Genomic DNA, 15,829 nt, shown 5'->3' on the forward strand with positions numbered 1-15,829 from the left:
CTAAAGGAGACACAGATTATGAAGGAAAAGCAAAAAGGCCAAAATTCGGGGCAGGTTTTTAATATCCAAAAATACTCGATCCACGACGGACCCGGGATAAGAACGATCGTATTTTTAAAAGGATGTCCTTTAAAATGCCAATGGTGTTCCAATCCCGAAAGTCAGCATCCTTATCCTGAGGTATTTTACAATGATAATAAATGCATCGGTATTGGAGAGTGCCGTTATTGTCTGAAGGCTTGCCGTGCCGGCGCCATGACGGAGGCTGAGGGTAAGGTCGCGATTGACAGGGAACGATGCACTCAGTGCGGAGATTGCGCCGAAGCCTGCCCGGCTAAGGCGGTGGAGGTTTGTGGTGTCCCCATGACGGTGGACGAAGTTCTGAATAGTGTTGAAGAGGACGGCGCTTTTTACACCCGTTCAGGAGGCGGAATCACGCTGAGCGGCGGGGAACCTTTGGTGCAGGCTGATTTTGCCGGCAAGCTCATAAATGAGGCCAGGCAGAGGGGGCTGAATACCGCCGTTGAAACGACCGGTTTTGCTGAGTGGGAAGCCATCGAAAAGGTCTTGAACTATGCAGACACGGTCTACTATGACCTAAAATGCATGGATTCCCAAAAGCATAAAAAGTATACCGGGGTTGCCAATGAGAAGATCTTGTTTAATTTTAAAAAGATATGTACAGAGTTTCCGGAGATGGCGATTCGGGTTCGGACGCCGATTGTTCCAGGATTCAATGATACCAAACGGGAGATTAGGGCTATTGTAGAGTTTATAAAAGGAATGCCAAGGGATATCGAATATGAGATTTTGCCCTATCACCGCTTGGGGGAAAGCAAATACCCTTCTCTGGGAAGAATATACCCCTTGAGTGGTGTTCCAACACTTGAACAGGAAAAACTAAGGGAATTGGAAGGCTATGCCAAGTTTTTGATGAAAAATTAAGGAGGAAAACATCAATGGAGAATCAAAAAGTACTCACCAGCTATTTTGATGGCGTCAAGGTTACATCCAAGCATTTAAAAATCGTACTTTTAATTGCCATGGGCCTTCTGTTTGACATGATGGACAACTATAATTTTTCCTTTGTTGCGCCGACTCTGATGAAAAACTGGGGTATCACCATGGAGCAGGTGGGACAGATCAATTCGATGTTTTTTATCGGCATGCTGGTGGGGAGTTTGTTCGGCGGATTCATCTCTGATCATATCGGAAGAAAGAAGGCCTTTTTGGCCAGCTCAGTATTTTTTTCCGTCTTCTCCCTTAGCAATGCCTTTGTTACCAATGTCCAGGCCTTTATGGTGATGAGGTTCTTGACCGGTGTTGGGATTGCCAGCCTGATTATTGTGGCCGTACCCTATATGGTTGAAATGCTGCCTGCGGAGAGCCGGGGTAAGTGGCAGGCTCTCGGAATTGGCCTTGGATATATCGGCATACCGGCCATTGCTATTTTCTGCAAGAAGGTCATCCCCTTGGCTCCGGAAAACTGGCGATATGTTTATGCTATCGGCGGCGGCGGCCTGATCATCGCGATCTTGGGGTTATTGTGGCTGGAAGAGTCTCCAAGGTGGCTTGTGTCAAAGGGCAGAGTAGCGGAAGCAGAAAGAATCGTGGAAAAAATGACGGGCTATAAAGCCGATTTAAGCGGCGCGGTACGCAATACGGAGAAGGTCAGTGTTTTGTATGTTCTAAAAGAAATGTTCAGCAAGAAACTATATAAAAATACTTTGGTGCTGCTGGAGATATTTTGGTTTGCTTATGCGGCAGGATTTATCTTCATCAGCTTTGCCCCAACCTTATTTGTTACCAAGGGCTATTCCATTGAGGATGGTTTAACCCTTTCGATGATGATGTCCTTTGGTTTTGTGGCCGGACCTTTTGTAGCTGCTGCCATATCTGACAAGGGCGGAAGAAAATGGCCGATCGTTGCTTTAAATATCGCCGCGTTGGTTCTGTCCATAGTCTACGCGAGTTTAAACAACAAAACCGGGATTTACGTGGTTGCTGTGTTAATCGCCGTGATTATACAGGCTATGTGCGCTGTAACGCAGACCTATTTAGGGGAATTATTCCCAACCAATATCAGGAATGCTGCTTCAGGTATTATTTACTCGTCGGGGCGTATCCCCACGGCAGTCGCTATGGTGGCCATTCCGGTGATCAATAGGATGTATGGATATGTTGGCGTATTCGCTGTGACGGGAATGATCTATGTCCTTACGGCGATTATCGTCGGCGTCTGGGGAGTGCGCGCCAGTGGAAAATCACTTGAACAAATCAATGAGTAAGTTCGGGGAATTAAGCTGAAAGGAAGGCAAAAGGATATGTTACTTAAAGACAAAGTGGCGTTGGTAACCGGAGGAAATGGAGGGCTAGGAAGAGCGATTGTCAAAGCCTATCTGGCTGAAGGTGCGAAAGTGGCGTTTGCCGGCCGGCATCCGATGAAACCGGAGTTTGCTCGGGAATTAGACGAGATGGGCGGAGAGTACCTGCCCCTGCAATGCGATGTCAGCTCAAGTGGACAGGTGAGGGAAATGTTTGCCAAGGTTGTGGAGCGGTTTGGTACTCTGGACATCCTGGTGAATAATGCAGCCAAATTAAACACGGACCCGCAAAGCGCAGAGCGCAGAAAAGCCCATTATGAACTGGTGACCAAGCCGGTGCCGCGGCATTCGCTCCAAATTACGATGAATATCACCGATGAGGAATGGAAGAGCTATTTTGATGTGAATATTCACGGCGCCTTTTATTGTACGCGTGAAGCCCTGAAAATCATGGAAACTAAAAAATCCGGGAGGATTATTAACATTGCTTCCACGGCGGGGATGTCGGTTACAAGTATTCATAGCCCCCATTACAGTGCATCAAAGGCGGCGTTGATCGGGTTTACCCGGTCGGTTGCGGCAGAAGTGGCAGGGGGTGGAATTTTGGTGAATTGCATTGCCCCCGGTGGCATCATGACCGATGATTTCAGTGATATTTTGGGCAGGATGACAGAACAGGCGAGAAATGAATTTTTCCAGATGGTCCCCTTGGGGAGATTAGGCGAACCTGAAGAGTATGCTTCCCTTGCGGTATGGCTGGCCTCAGAAGGCGGCGGTTATATGGTGGGTCAGATCATCAGTCCGAATGGCGGAGCCGCTATCTAAAGTCCACTCCAATAAACGACTATAAATAGTAGAAAGAGGTGCTTGTCAAATGAATAACAAGGTTGAAACCCCGATATGCAACAGATTACAGGAAAACGGGTATTGGAACAATGACTGGAACGGCTTATATAATTTGGATCCGGTATGGACTGAGAAATACCTGGATATGGCCATGCAGGCGATGTCCGGCATTGTGGACCCCAAAACAGCAGAGCTGATCGCCATCGCGGTGGATGCTTCTTGCACCCATATGTATGCCCCAGGTGTGCGCAGACACATTCAAAAAGCCCTTGAATTGGGAGTGACCCAAAGGGAGATTATGGCTGTCTTAGAGAGTACCACCTTATTGAGCATCCATTCCTGTGCCATGGGTGTGCCTATTTTGATGGAAGAAGTTGAAAAAGTGGAATCAGCAAAGACGAAATAATAGCTATGGAGAAATCCATAGCTGACGAGGGGCAAATTTCCAAGCGCTTGGGAATTTGCCCCTGTTTAAGATGGAGAGATTTATGAAGCATTATCATGGCCGCGGCTTTGGAGAACACAGGGGCGATTTCCACGGCTTTTATGGGGGCGTGTTCCCCCACAGACGGGGCGGCAGACGCGATGATGACGGCAGAAGGGAAGACCGATAGGGCCCAATTAAGCAAATTAGTAATGAAGAAAAGAGGAAAAAGCTAAATCACAGCGAATATCATACCTCAAAAGAAATGAATGAAATGAATTAAACCATGGAGGTTTAACCTAAAAGGGGTTAGCTCTGTGGTTTTTTATTTTTTAGCAAATCATCTTGATTTCTTTTTAATGTATTCGTAAGGAGCTGAATCATGGTAATGAGCGAAAAGGGTCATAGCCATCATCATAATACCAGAGCCGTACTCAATCGCTTATCCCGGGCAATTGGCCATTTGGAATCAGTAAAACGGATGGTAGAAGAGGAAAAGGACTGTAGCGAAGTATTGATCCAGTTGTCAGCAGTTATAGCCGCTCTCAATAATACCGGTAAGGTTCTTCTTAAAGATCATATTGAGCATTGTATTGTTGATGTATGGGAACTCGGCGATGAAAAGGCAATTGAAAATCTGAATAAGGCCATTGATCGGTTTATTAAATGATTGGCACATCTGAATTGAACCTCAAGAGATAAGAATGTTGGAAAAGTATCCCCCTAGGGGGCTTGTGAGATAAGGAAAGAATTGTTAGTCTATACTTAGATCTAGTAGTTGGCTACAGATTGGGTCACTCTATCATAGTAAAATGAAGACCATGGAGGTCTTTTTCCCTAGATACAGGGAGGATATTCCATGGTTTTTTTGCATTTCTTTGGGGGACTCTTGATTATTTTAATGGTTTTTTGATATTGGATTCCCTTGGCAGGGTTCAATATACCTTCTCTTTTTGCTCATTTTTTGGTCCATTTGGGTTTGGGATCAATGAAATGAGTTTCTTTATAAAAAACGGGCTTATTGGCCTGAAGACCATAAAAGAAAAAATTCTAAAAAGGAGAGGAATGCCATGAAAAAATTGACCCTTATCTTACTGACACTTATGCTTATTGCGACCGGGTGTACAAGTCAGGAGTCTGCGGTTCCTGGCCGGACGGAGGACACTACCCGGGTCGTCACCGATATGATGGGCAGGCAAGTGGAGATTCCGGCGAAGATCGATTCCATCGTTTGCACAGGCTCAGGCGCTCTGCGGTTAATCGCTTATGCCCAGGCCACTGATCTTCTAATTGGAATTGAAGATATCGACAAAACGAGAGAAATAAAACGAGCTTATAACTATGTCTATCATGACCAATTCAAAGACCTCCCCAGTATAGGCAAAGGCGGCGGCCGTGGTTATACCGCCTATGAAGAGCAGATTATTGCCCTTCAGCCTGATATCATCTTTACTTTTTATAATAGTGACGCCCTTGAGCAGCTGGCCAACAAAACAGGGATTCCTGTAGTATCCATTGCGACTCAGGCCAACCTGTTTGGGGAGGATACGGCTCAATCCCTGACATTGATCGGAGAGATTCTTGGCAAAGAGGAACGCTGTGCCGAGTTGGCTGCTTATATGGAGCAGTTAAGGGCCGACCTCAATGACCGGACCAAGGATATTGCGGATACGGACAAACCGGTTGTGTATACCGGTGCCGTAACCTATAACGGTGCCCACGGATTCGCCGGAACCTATGCCAACTTTGGTCCCCTTAAGGCCATTAATGCCATCAATGTAGCCGATGAGACCGGTCAGAAAGATGGATTCGATGTGGATTGGGAAAAAATCCAGGTCTGGGACCCCGATTACATCTTTCTCGATCCTGGCAATATGAATCTGGTCAATGAGGAATATACCAAGAAGCCTGATTACTTCAATTCTTTGCGTGCGGTGAGAGAAGGTAAGGTTTATTCCATGATTAACTTTAATAATTACTCCACGAATAGTGAGGTGGCTATAGCCGACGCTTATTATGCAGGCAAGGTGCTGTTCCCTGAGAAGTTTGCAGATATTGATATGGAGACCAAGACCGATGAAATCATTGCAAAGTTTTTGGGTAGAGGGATCTATGCCGAAATGAAGGAGGCCGGGTTAACCTTTGGAAAGATTACACTTGGTCAGTAACTCAGGTAAACTTCACTATCGGGATGCTTACGGAAAATATATGGCCAGAAAGCGCTTTGTGCTCTTTGTCCTGATAACCCTGCTGATAGGTACGGCCCTGTTTTCGATGACAGCCGGCTCCGCCGGTCTGACCTTGGGAGAGGTTTTCCGGACATTCATAGGGGAAGGTACGACTCAGGCCAACGCTATTGTTTGGAATGTACGCTTGCCCCGCATCATGACCGCGACAGTGGTGGGAGGTGCTTTGGCCCTGGCAGGCTGTGTCATGCAAGGCGTACTGCGGAATCCTTTGGCCTCTGCCTCAACCCTGGGGGTATCCCAGGGGGCTTCCTTTGGTGCCACCATCGCTATTGTCTACTTTAGTGCCGGGGTGCAGCATAATGCCACGGGAAGCGGGGCGATCAGTATTACCAACCCCTTTCTGGTCACCGTATGCGCTTTTTTCGGGGGGATCATTTCCGTATTGGTCATTCTGGCTTTATCCCGGATTAAAACCGTTACCCCAGCCTCCATGGTCTTAGCCGGGGTTGCTCTTTCTTCCCTGTTCGGCGGGGGAACCACTCTGGCCCAATATTTTGCCGACGATGTAGTGTTGGCCTCGGTGGTCTATTGGACATTTGGGGATCTGGGACGTACCAGCTGGAATGAAATAGTCCTTATCTTTGTCATTCTTAGTCTGACTTTTATCTACTTTATGTCCAAAAGCTGGAGCTACAATGGGATACAAAGCGGGCTGCAGACGGCACGAAGTCTGGGGATCCATGTGGATCAGCTGATTTTGGTCAGTATGGTGTTGTCCGCTCTTTTGGCGGCCAGTGCCGTATCTTTTGTGGGGATTATTAATTTTGTCGGGTTGGTGGCTCCCCACATGGTTAGAAGGTTCGTGGGCAGCGATTATCGGTTTTTGCTTCCGGCTTCCATGCTAGCCGGAGCCTGTATATTGCTGTTAAGTGATCTTTGTTCCCGAACCATTGTAGCGCCGGTGGTTTTGCCCATTGGTGCCATAACTTCATTTCTCGGGGCGCCGCTGTTTTTATATCTGATTTACAAGGGGGCGAGATAGGATGCTGAAAGTACAGAACCTTAGCTTTCACTATGGAACCCACCTTGTACTGGAGGATGTACACTTCGAAGCGCCCTATGGACATTGTGTCGCCATTCTGGGCAATAATGGTGCAGGAAAAAGTACATTGATTAAATGCCTCAATAAAATACTACCCCCTCGCTCCGGCCAGGTTCTACTGGATGAACAGAATGTGTTCAGCATGTCCCGGACCAATGTGGCGAAAGAGGTGGCCTATGTGGCTCAGCACAGTGAAACCTCCCGCTTTACAGTGTTCGATGCCGTGATGCTGGGGCGCAAACCCTATATCAAGTTCAGCCCCTCCCAAGCAGACTATGAGATCGTTGAAACCATGATTGAAAAATTGGAGCTAACTCATATGGCCCTCTCTTATATCGATGAACTCTCCGGTGGAGAACTGCAAAAAGTAATGCTGGCCCGGGCTTTGACCCAACAACCTAAAGTGCTGCTCCTGGATGAACCTACCAGCAACCTGGATCTGAAAAATCAGCACGATATGCTTGGGCTGGTAGAGAAAATCGCCAGGGAGGAAGATATCTGTGTCCTTATGGTCATTCATGATTTGAATCTTGCTTTGCGCTATTGTGATCGGTTTCTCTTTATTAAAAACGGAGGAATTTATGCCTATGGCGACGAAGAAATCATGAATGCTAAGGTGATCAGCGAAGTGTACGGCATACCGGTGGCTATGGAATATTCCCATGGAGTTAAAATGGTCGTGCCCTTCCCCGAGCAGGTTATGAAGACGAATAAAGCATAATGCATAAATAAAGAAAGGAATGGATGATTATGGATGAGCAGTTGTGGGAAAAAGCGGTGGCCTTTCATGGCCATGAGTGTCCGGGATTAGCCATTGGTTTCAGAGCATGTGAAGCGGCCCAGGAAAAAATGGGACTCAAGTTCTCCAGTGATGAAGAAATTGTTTGCGTGACGGAAAATGATGCCTGTGGAGTCGATGCTGTGCAAGTTATTGCGGGATGCAGCTTTGGCAAAGGAAATCTTATCTATCGGGGAACCGGAAAAATGGCCTTCAGCTTCTTCAACAGAACCACAGGGGAAAGTGTGAGAATCGTTCTGAAACCCTCTCAAGGGGAAATGGACCGGCAGGAACGGCAAAAGTATATCCTCACCGCTCCGGTGGAGGAAGTGTTTGAGTTTAAAAAGCCTGGTTTTACTGTGCCTAAGCAGGCCCGGCTCTTCAGGACCGTGGTCTGTGAAAGCTGCGGGGAAGGGGCGCCTGAACATAAGATCAGGCTCCAGGAGGGGAAAAAGGTCTGCCTGGACTGTTTTGAGGACTATTCAAGAGGATATGGATTATAATCTTATCAACAAAAAAGCCTATAAACGAAAAAGGACCGTTGCCCGGAAAACAATGTTCACCGGCAACGGTCCTTTTTATCCTGCGCATAAATCGGGGCACAAGGACATCATTATACCAAGACGTTAAGTTGACTGCCAAGCTGAGGATTCACAGATAGCTCCATCTCATTGGATATCCCCGAAGCCATGGCCAGCATGGCATTGGTTTGTTCCTGAGAGGTATTCATAACCATCTTCATGACAGAAATTGAAGCTTGCTGTTTGAGCTGAACCTGATTGGAAACGACGGACAAAGCTGCTATATCCATAGTTAACCCTCCTCCAAGTTAAATATATCATATCTTGGATAGTTTAACCAAACCTTTTGCGAATTTAAGCCAAGGCCAAAACAACCTTCCCCTGCTTCAGGCTTGCTTGCACATCGATAATTCGTTGGTTCTCCGAACCTCTAAAGGGTAGAAGCAGATTTCTGTTGGCTGATTCGAATGGTCCGTCCACCAATAAATCGGTATGCTCAAGTAAGAGAGCCCAGGCAGGCTCTTTTTTACTTTGAGCGGTAAGTTCTTCATAGGTATACCCAGAGTAAGTCATGACGTGGAAGCCTCTTTGCTTAGCGGACTGTGCCAATAAGGCAAAACCTTCAGCTTGGGCAAAGGGTTCCCCGCCGCTTAGAGTGATGCCGTCAAGGAGGGGATTCATCGCCAAACCTTTGAGAATCTCTGAGATAGGGATGCTTTTTCCTCCTTCATAGGAATGGGTCTCAGGATTATGGCAGCCGGGGCAGTGGTGAGGGCATCCTTGGGCAAAGACCGTCAAACGTATGCCCGGGCCATCGACAATGGATTCTTCAATGATTCCTGCGATCCGGATCTGGAAGTCCATCATCAGACCTCCCTCTGATCCGCAGAGGAGTGGAGGCAATTCAGGTGTTTAATCCGATCCCGGACTTCGGCCTTTTTGGCGTCGTTGAAACGATCCAGGGTGCCGACCAAATAGCCGGTGATGCGGCGGATGCGCTCAAAGGGGGTGGCACCTTCTGCTCTGCCGCAGCGAGGGCATTCGTTGCCGATGATTCCTGTATATCCGCAGATGGGATCCCGATCCACAGGATGATTGACGGCGCCGAAGCCGATGCCGGATTCTTTCATGCAGCGGATGATTTTCTCAAAGGCCTCCACATTTTGAGCCGGGTCGCCGTCCACCTCCACATAAGTGATATGGCCGGCATTGGTCAATTCATGATAAGGTGCTTCGATTTTAATTTTGTGAAAGGCAGGGATGGGGAAGCTGACGGGGATGTGGAAGCTGTTGGTGTAGTATTCTTTATCCGTGATACCGGGGATGCTGCCGAAAAGCTCCTGATCCATCTTAATGAAGCGGCCGGAGAGGCCTTCGGCAGGAGTGGCTAAGAGAGAGAAGTTCAGCCCGTATTCCTGCCCGGCTTCATCCATGCGCTGGCGCAGATGCTGGACAATCTCCAGTCCCAATTGGCGGGCTTCTTCCGATTCCCCGTGATGCTGTCCGGTTAAGGCTATAAGGCACTCGGCCAGTCCGATAAAGCCCATGGAAAGGGTTCCGTGCTTCAGCACTTCGCGGATCTCATCATCCCAGCCCAATTGGTCAGAGTCCAGCCAGATCCCCTGCCCCATGAGGAAGGGGAAGTTCTTGACTTTTTTGCGGGCTTGAATCTCAAAGCGTTCCAAGAGCTGGTTGATGACGAGGTCAACTTTCTCATCCAGCATGGTAAAGAATTCAGTGCGGTTTTTGTCGCTTTTTAAGGCGAGACGGGGGAGGTTGATGGTGGTAAAGCTAAGATTCCCCCGGCCAAAGATGGTTTCCCGGGAAGGATCGTAACTATTGCCGATGACCCGGGTGCGGCAGCCCATGTAGGCAATTTCCGTCTCAGGTTTGCCGGGGACATAGTATTGCAGGTTAAAGGGAGCATCGAGGAAGGAGAAGTTAGGGAAGAGTCTTTTGGCACTCACCCGGCAGGCCAGCTGGAATAAATCGTAGTTGGGCTCCCCGGGATTATAATTGATCCCTTCCTTCACTTTGAAGATATGGATAGGGAAAATGGGGGTCTCCCCGTTGCCCAGACCTTCTTCTGTAGCCAGGAGAAGATTTTTGACCACCATACGGCCTTCCGGGGTGGTGTCCATGCCGTAATTGAGGGAGCTGAAGGGAATCTGGGCCCCGGCACGGCTGTGCATGGTGTTGAGATTATGGACCAAGGCTTCCATAGCTTGATAGGTTTTTTTATCCGTCTCGGCGAGAGCCTTTTTAGCGGCAAAGTCCTGGGCCTTCCGAAGGGTAGGCTTGTCCAGTTTAAGGTTAGGAAGGTTTTGGAGCAGAGCGGATTCCTGCTCAAAATAGTCCGGATCAGGGGAAAGGGTAGGTATGTGCCCTCCTTGGTTTTCCAGAGTGGAGAACACATCCTTAAGATGGGCTTCCAGCTCTTCCGAATCCATCTCCTGAGGGAATAAAAGCTCGCAGGCTTTGAGCAAGTTTTGTCTGTAAAGTTTAATATAGCTTTTGGCCACACCGGGTGCCATGCCGTAATCAAAATTAGGGATGCTTTGGCCGCCGTGCTGGTCGTTCTGGTTGGATTGAATGGCGATGCAAGCCAAAGCGCTGTAGCTTTGGATATCGTTGGGTTCTCTTAAGAAGCCGTGGCCGGTCCCAAAGCCCTCTTTGAAGAGTTTTATAATGTCGATCTGGCAGCAGGTGGTGGTGAGGGTGAGAAAATCCATATCGTGGATGTGAATATCTCCCTCTTTGTGGGCTTTAGAGTGTTCTGGCTTTAAGACAAACATCTCATTGAATTGTTTAGCCCCTTCGGAGCCGTAGCGCAGCATGGTGCCCATGGCGGTATCCCCGTCAATATTGGCGTTTTCCCGCTTCATATCGTTGTCTTTGGCTTCTTTAAAGGTGAGATCCTCATAGACTTTCATAAGCCGGGTATCCATTTCCCGGACCCGGGTCCGTTCTGCCCGATAGAGAATGAACTCTTTGGCTGTGCGGGCGTGGCCTTTTTCGATAAGAATCTTTTCTACAGCGTCCTGAATTTCCTCCACGGAAGGAACTCTTTTATGTAGGTTGATCTCAAGGTAGTTGACCACTTCCTCAGCAAGAAGGAGGGAGGATTGATAGTCCTTGCCTCCTGTGGCGCTGGCCGCCTTAAAGATGGCGCTGGCTATTTTCTCAATGTTAAAGGGAACTTCTCGTCCGTCTCGCTTGCGAATCTTAGTAATCAAATAAAATCTACCTCTTTTCTCAATCTAATCTCCTGACATCTGATAAAGAAACAAAAACTTCCCGACAGAGATGTCGAGAAGCTAAAAACAACATGCCATTAGCAGTCCAACATACTCTATACTCCGTAGAGTTGGTGGTATACCCATAGGCAGGTCTTCTGACTTAGGATCATCTATACTTCTTACCTTCCCGAAAACCTTTTCAGTGGTAATGCCAAGAAGCATATCTCCCTTACAGCGGCGGGACCGTGCCGGATTCTAACCGGCTTCCCTTTTCACCTGTGGTCACACAGTCACCTATGAGATTCCTTGATCAATGGATCAGTTTTATTATACATCAAAATCCTATCGAACACCATATATAGATAAAAATTAGTGAAGAGACACTATATATAGTGGGTCTATAACCAAAATCAGAGCCAAGGTTTAATAAAATCATATCCTAAAACCAAGGAGAGTGTCAACGATCTAAATCACAGATGTACCGAAGCAAAAAGTAAAAGACTTGTCATCCGATGATAAATCGATAAAAATAGAGGTATAACTAAGAAGATAGTTAGAGAGTTTACTTAAGGAGATAAAGATGAGCCAACGTTACAGGACCTTCATATCGATTTTGTTTGGATTGATTAGTTTTGTCGGGGTTTTCTTTGCAAGTCGATTTGATTTTAATGGGTTTTCCATTAACATTACATGGAGTTTGATGCTTCCCTTGTTGGTGGCATTAGCCTGGGGGACTAAGTATGGTGTTATTAGTGTTGTAGCCAGCCCTATTATTTTTTATCCGTTTATTCTAGGGAGTTATAACGGTTGGGCATCGCTGATTCCTTCCCTATCTCTTTTGCTTTGGGTTCTTATTCACGGATATGGGAGTGAAAAACGCCAGAAATCAAATAAGAGAGTCTATAATCTCTACTTTCTACAGTTGATATATGTGCTTATCCGATTTGTGGTTTATATCACTCTATTCCCAATACTTATTCGATTCAATGAAGTGATTACACCGTTTTGGAATCCTCAAGCCTATACGGAAATAGATATGGGGATTATTCTTTTATTCGTAATCAAGGGAATCATTGTCGAATCCATTTTATTAGGCTTTTGCGATGCAGTGCTCCTCCTTCCTTTTGTTCGCAAATTTTTTAACCTCCCCATCTCTAGTGGAGCAAGATATAACACGTATATTTTGTCCGCAATTGTTCTTTTCGGTTTATGTTTTACCTTAGCTGTATTAGGAATTTACAACTATATTTCGGATGAGATCCCCTTTTTTTCATGGAATCTCAATCCCAGTGAAGAAACCCGAGTCACCTTCTTATTTGCAATTATTTTGTTTTTTATTATGGGTGGGATCACCATTCGCTTTGTTCAGCGCGTGGTGGAGACACAAGCGCAGCTGAGAATTCGAGAGCGCCAATTAGAGGAGGCGTTAGGAGATATTCGGGTGCTTAATGACGAGCTGGAACAACGGATTCTCTTACGCACAGGTGAACTGCAAAATGCAGTCAGCGAATTGGAGGGATTTGCCTATACCATATCCCATGATTTGCGGGCGCCTATCCGAGCTATTGAAGGATATAGCAATTTTATTCTTGAGGATTATGGAAAACAACTTAATCCAGAGACCAATGAAATGTTAGGGAGCATTAAAGGAATTTGCCAAGATATGAACACATTGATTCATCGTTTGTTGGAGTATTCCATAACGTCAAAGCAAGAATTGGCACTCCAACCAGTAAACCTAGCAGACCTTATTCTCAATATTTATGAAGAACTTAAGGTAGCTCATCCTGATCGAAACGTGGATTTGGTCATTGAGAATGAATTGCCGATGGTAACAGGGGATAAAGTACTCTTACGGCAAGCCCTTGAAAATATTCTTTCCAACGGGTTTAAATTTACAAAAGGGCGTCAACAGGCAATCCTGAACGTAAACAGTGTCAAACATGCTGAAGAATGGGTATTCTGCTTTAAAGATAATGGTGTTGGTTTCGATATGAAGTACGCCGGTAAGTTATTCCACGTATTCCAAAGAATGCACCGTAAGCAGGATTTTGAAGGAACGGGTATAGGACTTGCTACTGTGAAAAAAATACTTGAGAAACATAGAGGAAGAGTTTGGATTGAGGGACGAGTTAATGAAGGAGCACAACTTTATTTTGCTTTACCCTTAGAAAAAAACAACATAGATGAGGGCGAAAATGTTTGAGGTAATGATTGTCGATGATATGGATATTATGATAAAACAGATTAAGCGGTTAACCTTATGGAGCGATGAAACGGATTTTCGCATCGTGGCACAGGCATCGGATGGTCAAGAAGCCCTTGAAAAGCTTCGGGAGCATCCTGTAGACCTCTTGATTACGGATATTGAAATGCCAGTCATCAATGGAATTGAACTATTAAAAGAAGTACAAGAGCGGGGATTAGCTTCTTGCGTCGTGTTCTTGAGCGTGCACAGTGAATTTAACTTTGCAAAACATGCGATTCAATACGGTGTTTTTGATTATTTGATTAAGCCTGTTGTCCATGATGACCTAAAACAGGTGCTCGAAAAAGCAAAAAAACATCTATTGGACAAGAAAAAGGCCAATGAATATGTAAAGACATTAGAGGAACAGCTGGTTGAAAAGGTAGATATCTATTATCCTGAGGCACAGCTGAGAAGCCTTTTGAAGCAGCTGGATCAAGGAGAAAAGGGAGCCTTAAGGGGAATAGAGATGATGCTTGATGAAGTGTGTGAGGGGGTAGGGCATGATCGGATTAAAGGGGCTCTGGTATTGCAAAAAATTTATGATGAAGTTTTCATGTCCATACAAGAGGCATATCCCTGGCTTGAGAAGTACATCACAGTAGAGCATTATCTGGAAAATCCCTCCCCTCAGAAAGCGGAGTTTCAAGTCCTGAAGGAGCGATTCATGGAGCATGTTGAAAGGCTGATGGACACACTGAATCGATTTGTTTTGCGGTCTGAACGCAGTGCCCTAGTAAGAGAGGTATGTCTTTTTTGTATTGAGCATATTGAAAATCAGATTAGTCTCGGAAAAATTGCAGAAGCATTTTATTTGACGAAGAATTATGTCGGTGATCTGTTCAAACAGGAGACGGGAATAACCGTAGGAGAGCATATTACTTTTATCAAAATAGAACGGGCAAAAAGATTGGTTGAAAAAGATGCCTTAAAAAACTATGAAATAGCCCATCTCCTGGGTTTTAGTGATGCAGAGTATTTCGGGAAGTTATTTAAGAAATATACTGGGATGCCACCTATGGTGTACAGGGCCATGAAAAAGGATGAGCGATAGGAACGTAACATACGAATCCGTGTTTTGTCAGGGGATAACCCTTAGTAATTACATTCACATGCAGGGGAAGCTCTTGTATGATAAAACCATCACAAAGAGCTTCTCAAGCTCGATATAGAAAAAGGAGCGATAAGGATGGTATTAGGTAAAAAAAGTTGGCTTACAGGAGTGCTACTTGCTGCGATGGTAACAACAATGACAGGTTGCGGTCAAGAGAGTAAGGCGCCAGAGGTACCCAAAACTCAGGAAACACAAAACGCAAGTGTTCAACCGGAAAAAAAGAAATTTGATCTCGAATGGAGTATTCAACCGAAGCTAGGGATTACCAAAGGGGATTACTATAAAATCGAAGAACATTTCCGTCAAGGACACCTGGGAACCCTAGAGGTGGTTAAAAATGATGATAAAATAGTTCATGTCGAATTTAACGAAACGACGCGTCCAAATTACTACCATCGTATTTATCAAGATGTTCCCAAACGGATGTCTGAATATAACTTCACAATGGGAGAGCGCAAAGGAGCAGCCTGGATTCAAAGTGTAGTTATGGTGGAAAAGCAAATGATCGAGAAGCAAACCCTTACTGGAGAATTTGATATGGTTTCCGGTGCGTCCAACAGTATCAAGCAATCCATGCTTCCACTGGCAGAGCAGCTGAAAGGTTCTTTGAATGCACCATCGAATCAAAAGTATTACAGCATTGCTGAAAAACTTGAAGGTGGACTCACAGGTCTTCTCAAAATAGTTGTCGAAGATAAAAAGATCATTTCTGTAAAGTATGATGAAATCTTTGCAGACACTCCAGAAGAAATCGACAACACAAACTTGAAAAAGTTTTACAGACAATCCAAATATGACAGTGTAGAATATGAAGAGCCTTCCCGTATTGGATTTAATGTTCAAATGGATGCTTTAAACGAACAAGTCGTCAAAACACAAAACCTCTTGGATCTATCCGAGCTTCCAGCCATTGGTGATACCGGTAATTATGCAGAAAGTGGTTATACCACACGCAACACCGCATGGGATAATTATCTAAGAATGGCTCAGCAACTGCTCAATGAAATGAAAAAAGACGGCAATTTCTAATCAGGTTGAGTTGTT

Annotated in this window: 16 protein-coding genes and 1 riboswitch; of the genes, 13 read left to right on the forward strand and 3 right to left on the reverse strand. The window is 45.7% G+C overall.

Annotated features, from left to right (window positions below):
- Positions 1-18 precede the first annotated feature (18 nt).
- The 10 genes from DESPCE1_RS0101615 (at position 19) to DESPCE1_RS0101665 (ending at position 8,166) form a co-directional block, all read left to right on the forward strand.
- Positions 19-945, forward strand: coding sequence for a glycyl-radical enzyme activating protein (locus DESPCE1_RS0101615; RefSeq protein ID WP_014792300.1), 927 nt, complete (start codon positions 19-21; stop codon positions 943-945).
- 14 nt (positions 946-959) lie between these two features.
- Entirely contained in the window at positions 960-2,288 is a 1,329-nt protein-coding gene (locus DESPCE1_RS0101620) for an MFS transporter (RefSeq protein WP_019849262.1), read from the forward strand.
- A gap of 36 nt (positions 2,289-2,324) precedes the next feature.
- Positions 2,325-3,149 (forward strand): SDR family NAD(P)-dependent oxidoreductase, encoded by an 825-nt coding sequence (locus tag DESPCE1_RS0101625; protein ID WP_019849263.1) that lies wholly within the window; start codon positions 2,325-2,327, stop codon positions 3,147-3,149.
- A gap of 49 nt (positions 3,150-3,198) precedes the next feature.
- Complete coding sequence (locus DESPCE1_RS0101630) at positions 3,199-3,576, forward strand: carboxymuconolactone decarboxylase family protein (protein WP_019849264.1); 378 nt, start codon at positions 3,199-3,201, stop codon at positions 3,574-3,576.
- 95 nt (positions 3,577-3,671) lie between these two features.
- On the forward strand, positions 3,672-3,830 hold the full coding sequence (locus tag DESPCE1_RS22230) for a hypothetical protein (RefSeq protein WP_019849265.1): 159 nt from the start codon (positions 3,672-3,674) through the stop codon (positions 3,828-3,830).
- Between the two features lie 146 nt (positions 3,831-3,976).
- On the forward strand, positions 3,977-4,264 hold the full coding sequence (locus DESPCE1_RS0101640) for a metal-sensing transcriptional repressor (RefSeq protein ID WP_019849266.1): 288 nt from the start codon (positions 3,977-3,979) through the stop codon (positions 4,262-4,264).
- Between the two features lie 400 nt (positions 4,265-4,664).
- On the forward strand, positions 4,665-5,762 hold the full coding sequence (locus DESPCE1_RS0101650) for an iron ABC transporter substrate-binding protein (protein WP_019849268.1): 1,098 nt from the start codon (positions 4,665-4,667) through the stop codon (positions 5,760-5,762).
- Complete coding sequence (locus DESPCE1_RS0101655; RefSeq protein ID WP_014792306.1) at positions 5,737-6,825, forward strand: iron ABC transporter permease; 1,089 nt, start codon at positions 5,737-5,739, stop codon at positions 6,823-6,825. The genes DESPCE1_RS0101650 and DESPCE1_RS0101655 overlap by 26 nt, the downstream gene beginning before the upstream one ends.
- Before the next feature lies 1 nt (position 6,826).
- A complete protein-coding gene (locus DESPCE1_RS0101660; protein WP_014792307.1) occupies positions 6,827-7,606 on the forward strand; it encodes an ABC transporter ATP-binding protein in 780 nt (259 codons plus the stop codon).
- A gap of 29 nt (positions 7,607-7,635) precedes the next feature.
- Positions 7,636-8,166 (forward strand): FmdE family protein, encoded by a 531-nt coding sequence (locus DESPCE1_RS0101665; RefSeq protein WP_019849269.1) that lies wholly within the window; start codon positions 7,636-7,638, stop codon positions 8,164-8,166.
- Between the two features lie 110 nt (positions 8,167-8,276).
- On the opposite strand, the gene DESPCE1_RS0101670 is transcribed toward DESPCE1_RS0101665, so the two are convergent.
- From DESPCE1_RS0101670 to DESPCE1_RS0101680, 3 genes are all read right to left on the reverse strand, one after another.
- Positions 8,277-8,474, reverse strand: a complete 198-nt coding sequence (locus DESPCE1_RS0101670) for a YjfB family protein (protein ID WP_014792309.1) — start codon at positions 8,472-8,474, stop codon at positions 8,277-8,279.
- Between the two features lie 64 nt (positions 8,475-8,538).
- A complete protein-coding gene (gene nrdG / locus DESPCE1_RS0101675) occupies positions 8,539-9,051 on the reverse strand; it encodes an anaerobic ribonucleoside-triphosphate reductase activating protein (protein ID WP_019849270.1) in 513 nt (170 codons plus the stop codon).
- Positions 9,051-11,420 carry an anaerobic ribonucleoside triphosphate reductase gene (locus DESPCE1_RS0101680; protein ID WP_019849271.1) on the reverse strand — a complete coding sequence of 790 codons (2,370 nt, stop codon included), beginning with the start codon at positions 11,418-11,420 and terminating at the stop codon, positions 9,051-9,053. Before DESPCE1_RS0101680 ends, nrdG begins: the two co-directional genes overlap by 1 nt.
- Positions 11,421-11,550: 130 nt before the next feature.
- A riboswitch (cobalamin riboswitch) is annotated at positions 11,551-11,736 on the reverse strand.
- A gap of 267 nt (positions 11,737-12,003) precedes the next feature.
- Between DESPCE1_RS0101680 and DESPCE1_RS0101685 the strand changes: the two genes are divergently transcribed.
- The 3 genes from DESPCE1_RS0101685 (at position 12,004) to DESPCE1_RS0101695 (ending at position 15,814) form a co-directional block, all read left to right on the forward strand.
- Positions 12,004-13,629: an ATP-binding protein gene (locus DESPCE1_RS0101685; RefSeq protein WP_019849272.1), complete on the forward strand. Its 1,626-nt coding sequence runs from the start codon at positions 12,004-12,006 to the stop codon at positions 13,627-13,629.
- Positions 13,622-14,725 (forward strand): response regulator, encoded by a 1,104-nt coding sequence (locus tag DESPCE1_RS0101690; RefSeq protein ID WP_019849273.1) that lies wholly within the window; start codon positions 13,622-13,624, stop codon positions 14,723-14,725. The genes DESPCE1_RS0101685 and DESPCE1_RS0101690 overlap by 8 nt, the downstream gene beginning before the upstream one ends.
- A gap of 135 nt (positions 14,726-14,860) precedes the next feature.
- On the forward strand, positions 14,861-15,814 hold the full coding sequence (locus DESPCE1_RS0101695) for a hypothetical protein (RefSeq protein ID WP_019849274.1): 954 nt from the start codon (positions 14,861-14,863) through the stop codon (positions 15,812-15,814).
- Positions 15,815-15,829: the final 15 nt, after the last annotated feature.

Origin of the sequence: Desulfitobacterium sp. PCE1 (assembly GCF_000384015.1) — a bacterium.
GTDB classification, from domain to species: domain Bacteria; phylum Bacillota; class Desulfitobacteriia; order Desulfitobacteriales; family Desulfitobacteriaceae; genus Desulfitobacterium; species Desulfitobacterium dehalogenans.

What these genes read in the sequence shown, in the direction of transcription:
- nrdG (WP_019849270.1), bottom strand. Translation starts at nt 9,051, where the DNA reads ATGATGGACTTCCAGATCCGGATCGCAGGAATCATTGAAGAATCCATT.
- DESPCE1_RS0101630 (WP_019849264.1), top strand. Translation starts at nt 3,199, where the DNA reads ATGAATAACAAGGTTGAAACCCCGATATGCAACAGATTACAGGAAAAC.
- DESPCE1_RS0101670 (WP_014792309.1), bottom strand. Translation starts at nt 8,474, where the DNA reads ATGGATATAGCAGCTTTGTCCGTCGTTTCCAATCAGGTTCAGCTCAAA.
- DESPCE1_RS0101650 (WP_019849268.1), top strand. Translation starts at nt 4,665, where the DNA reads ATGAAAAAATTGACCCTTATCTTACTGACACTTATGCTTATTGCGACC.
- DESPCE1_RS0101695 (WP_019849274.1), top strand. Translation starts at nt 14,861, where the DNA reads ATGGTATTAGGTAAAAAAAGTTGGCTTACAGGAGTGCTACTTGCTGCG.
- DESPCE1_RS0101640 (WP_019849266.1), top strand. Translation starts at nt 3,977, where the DNA reads ATGGTAATGAGCGAAAAGGGTCATAGCCATCATCATAATACCAGAGCC.
- DESPCE1_RS0101685 (WP_019849272.1), top strand. Translation starts at nt 12,004, where the DNA reads ATGAGCCAACGTTACAGGACCTTCATATCGATTTTGTTTGGATTGATT.
- DESPCE1_RS0101690 (WP_019849273.1), top strand. Translation starts at nt 13,622, where the DNA reads ATGTTTGAGGTAATGATTGTCGATGATATGGATATTATGATAAAACAG.
- DESPCE1_RS0101660 (WP_014792307.1), top strand. Translation starts at nt 6,827, where the DNA reads ATGCTGAAAGTACAGAACCTTAGCTTTCACTATGGAACCCACCTTGTA.
- DESPCE1_RS22230 (WP_019849265.1), top strand. Translation starts at nt 3,672, where the DNA reads ATGGCCGCGGCTTTGGAGAACACAGGGGCGATTTCCACGGCTTTTATG.
- DESPCE1_RS0101625 (WP_019849263.1), top strand. Translation starts at nt 2,325, where the DNA reads ATGTTACTTAAAGACAAAGTGGCGTTGGTAACCGGAGGAAATGGAGGG.
- DESPCE1_RS0101665 (WP_019849269.1), top strand. Translation starts at nt 7,636, where the DNA reads ATGGATGAGCAGTTGTGGGAAAAAGCGGTGGCCTTTCATGGCCATGAG.
- DESPCE1_RS0101620 (WP_019849262.1), top strand. Translation starts at nt 960, where the DNA reads ATGGAGAATCAAAAAGTACTCACCAGCTATTTTGATGGCGTCAAGGTT.
- DESPCE1_RS0101615 (WP_014792300.1), top strand. Translation starts at nt 19, where the DNA reads ATGAAGGAAAAGCAAAAAGGCCAAAATTCGGGGCAGGTTTTTAATATC.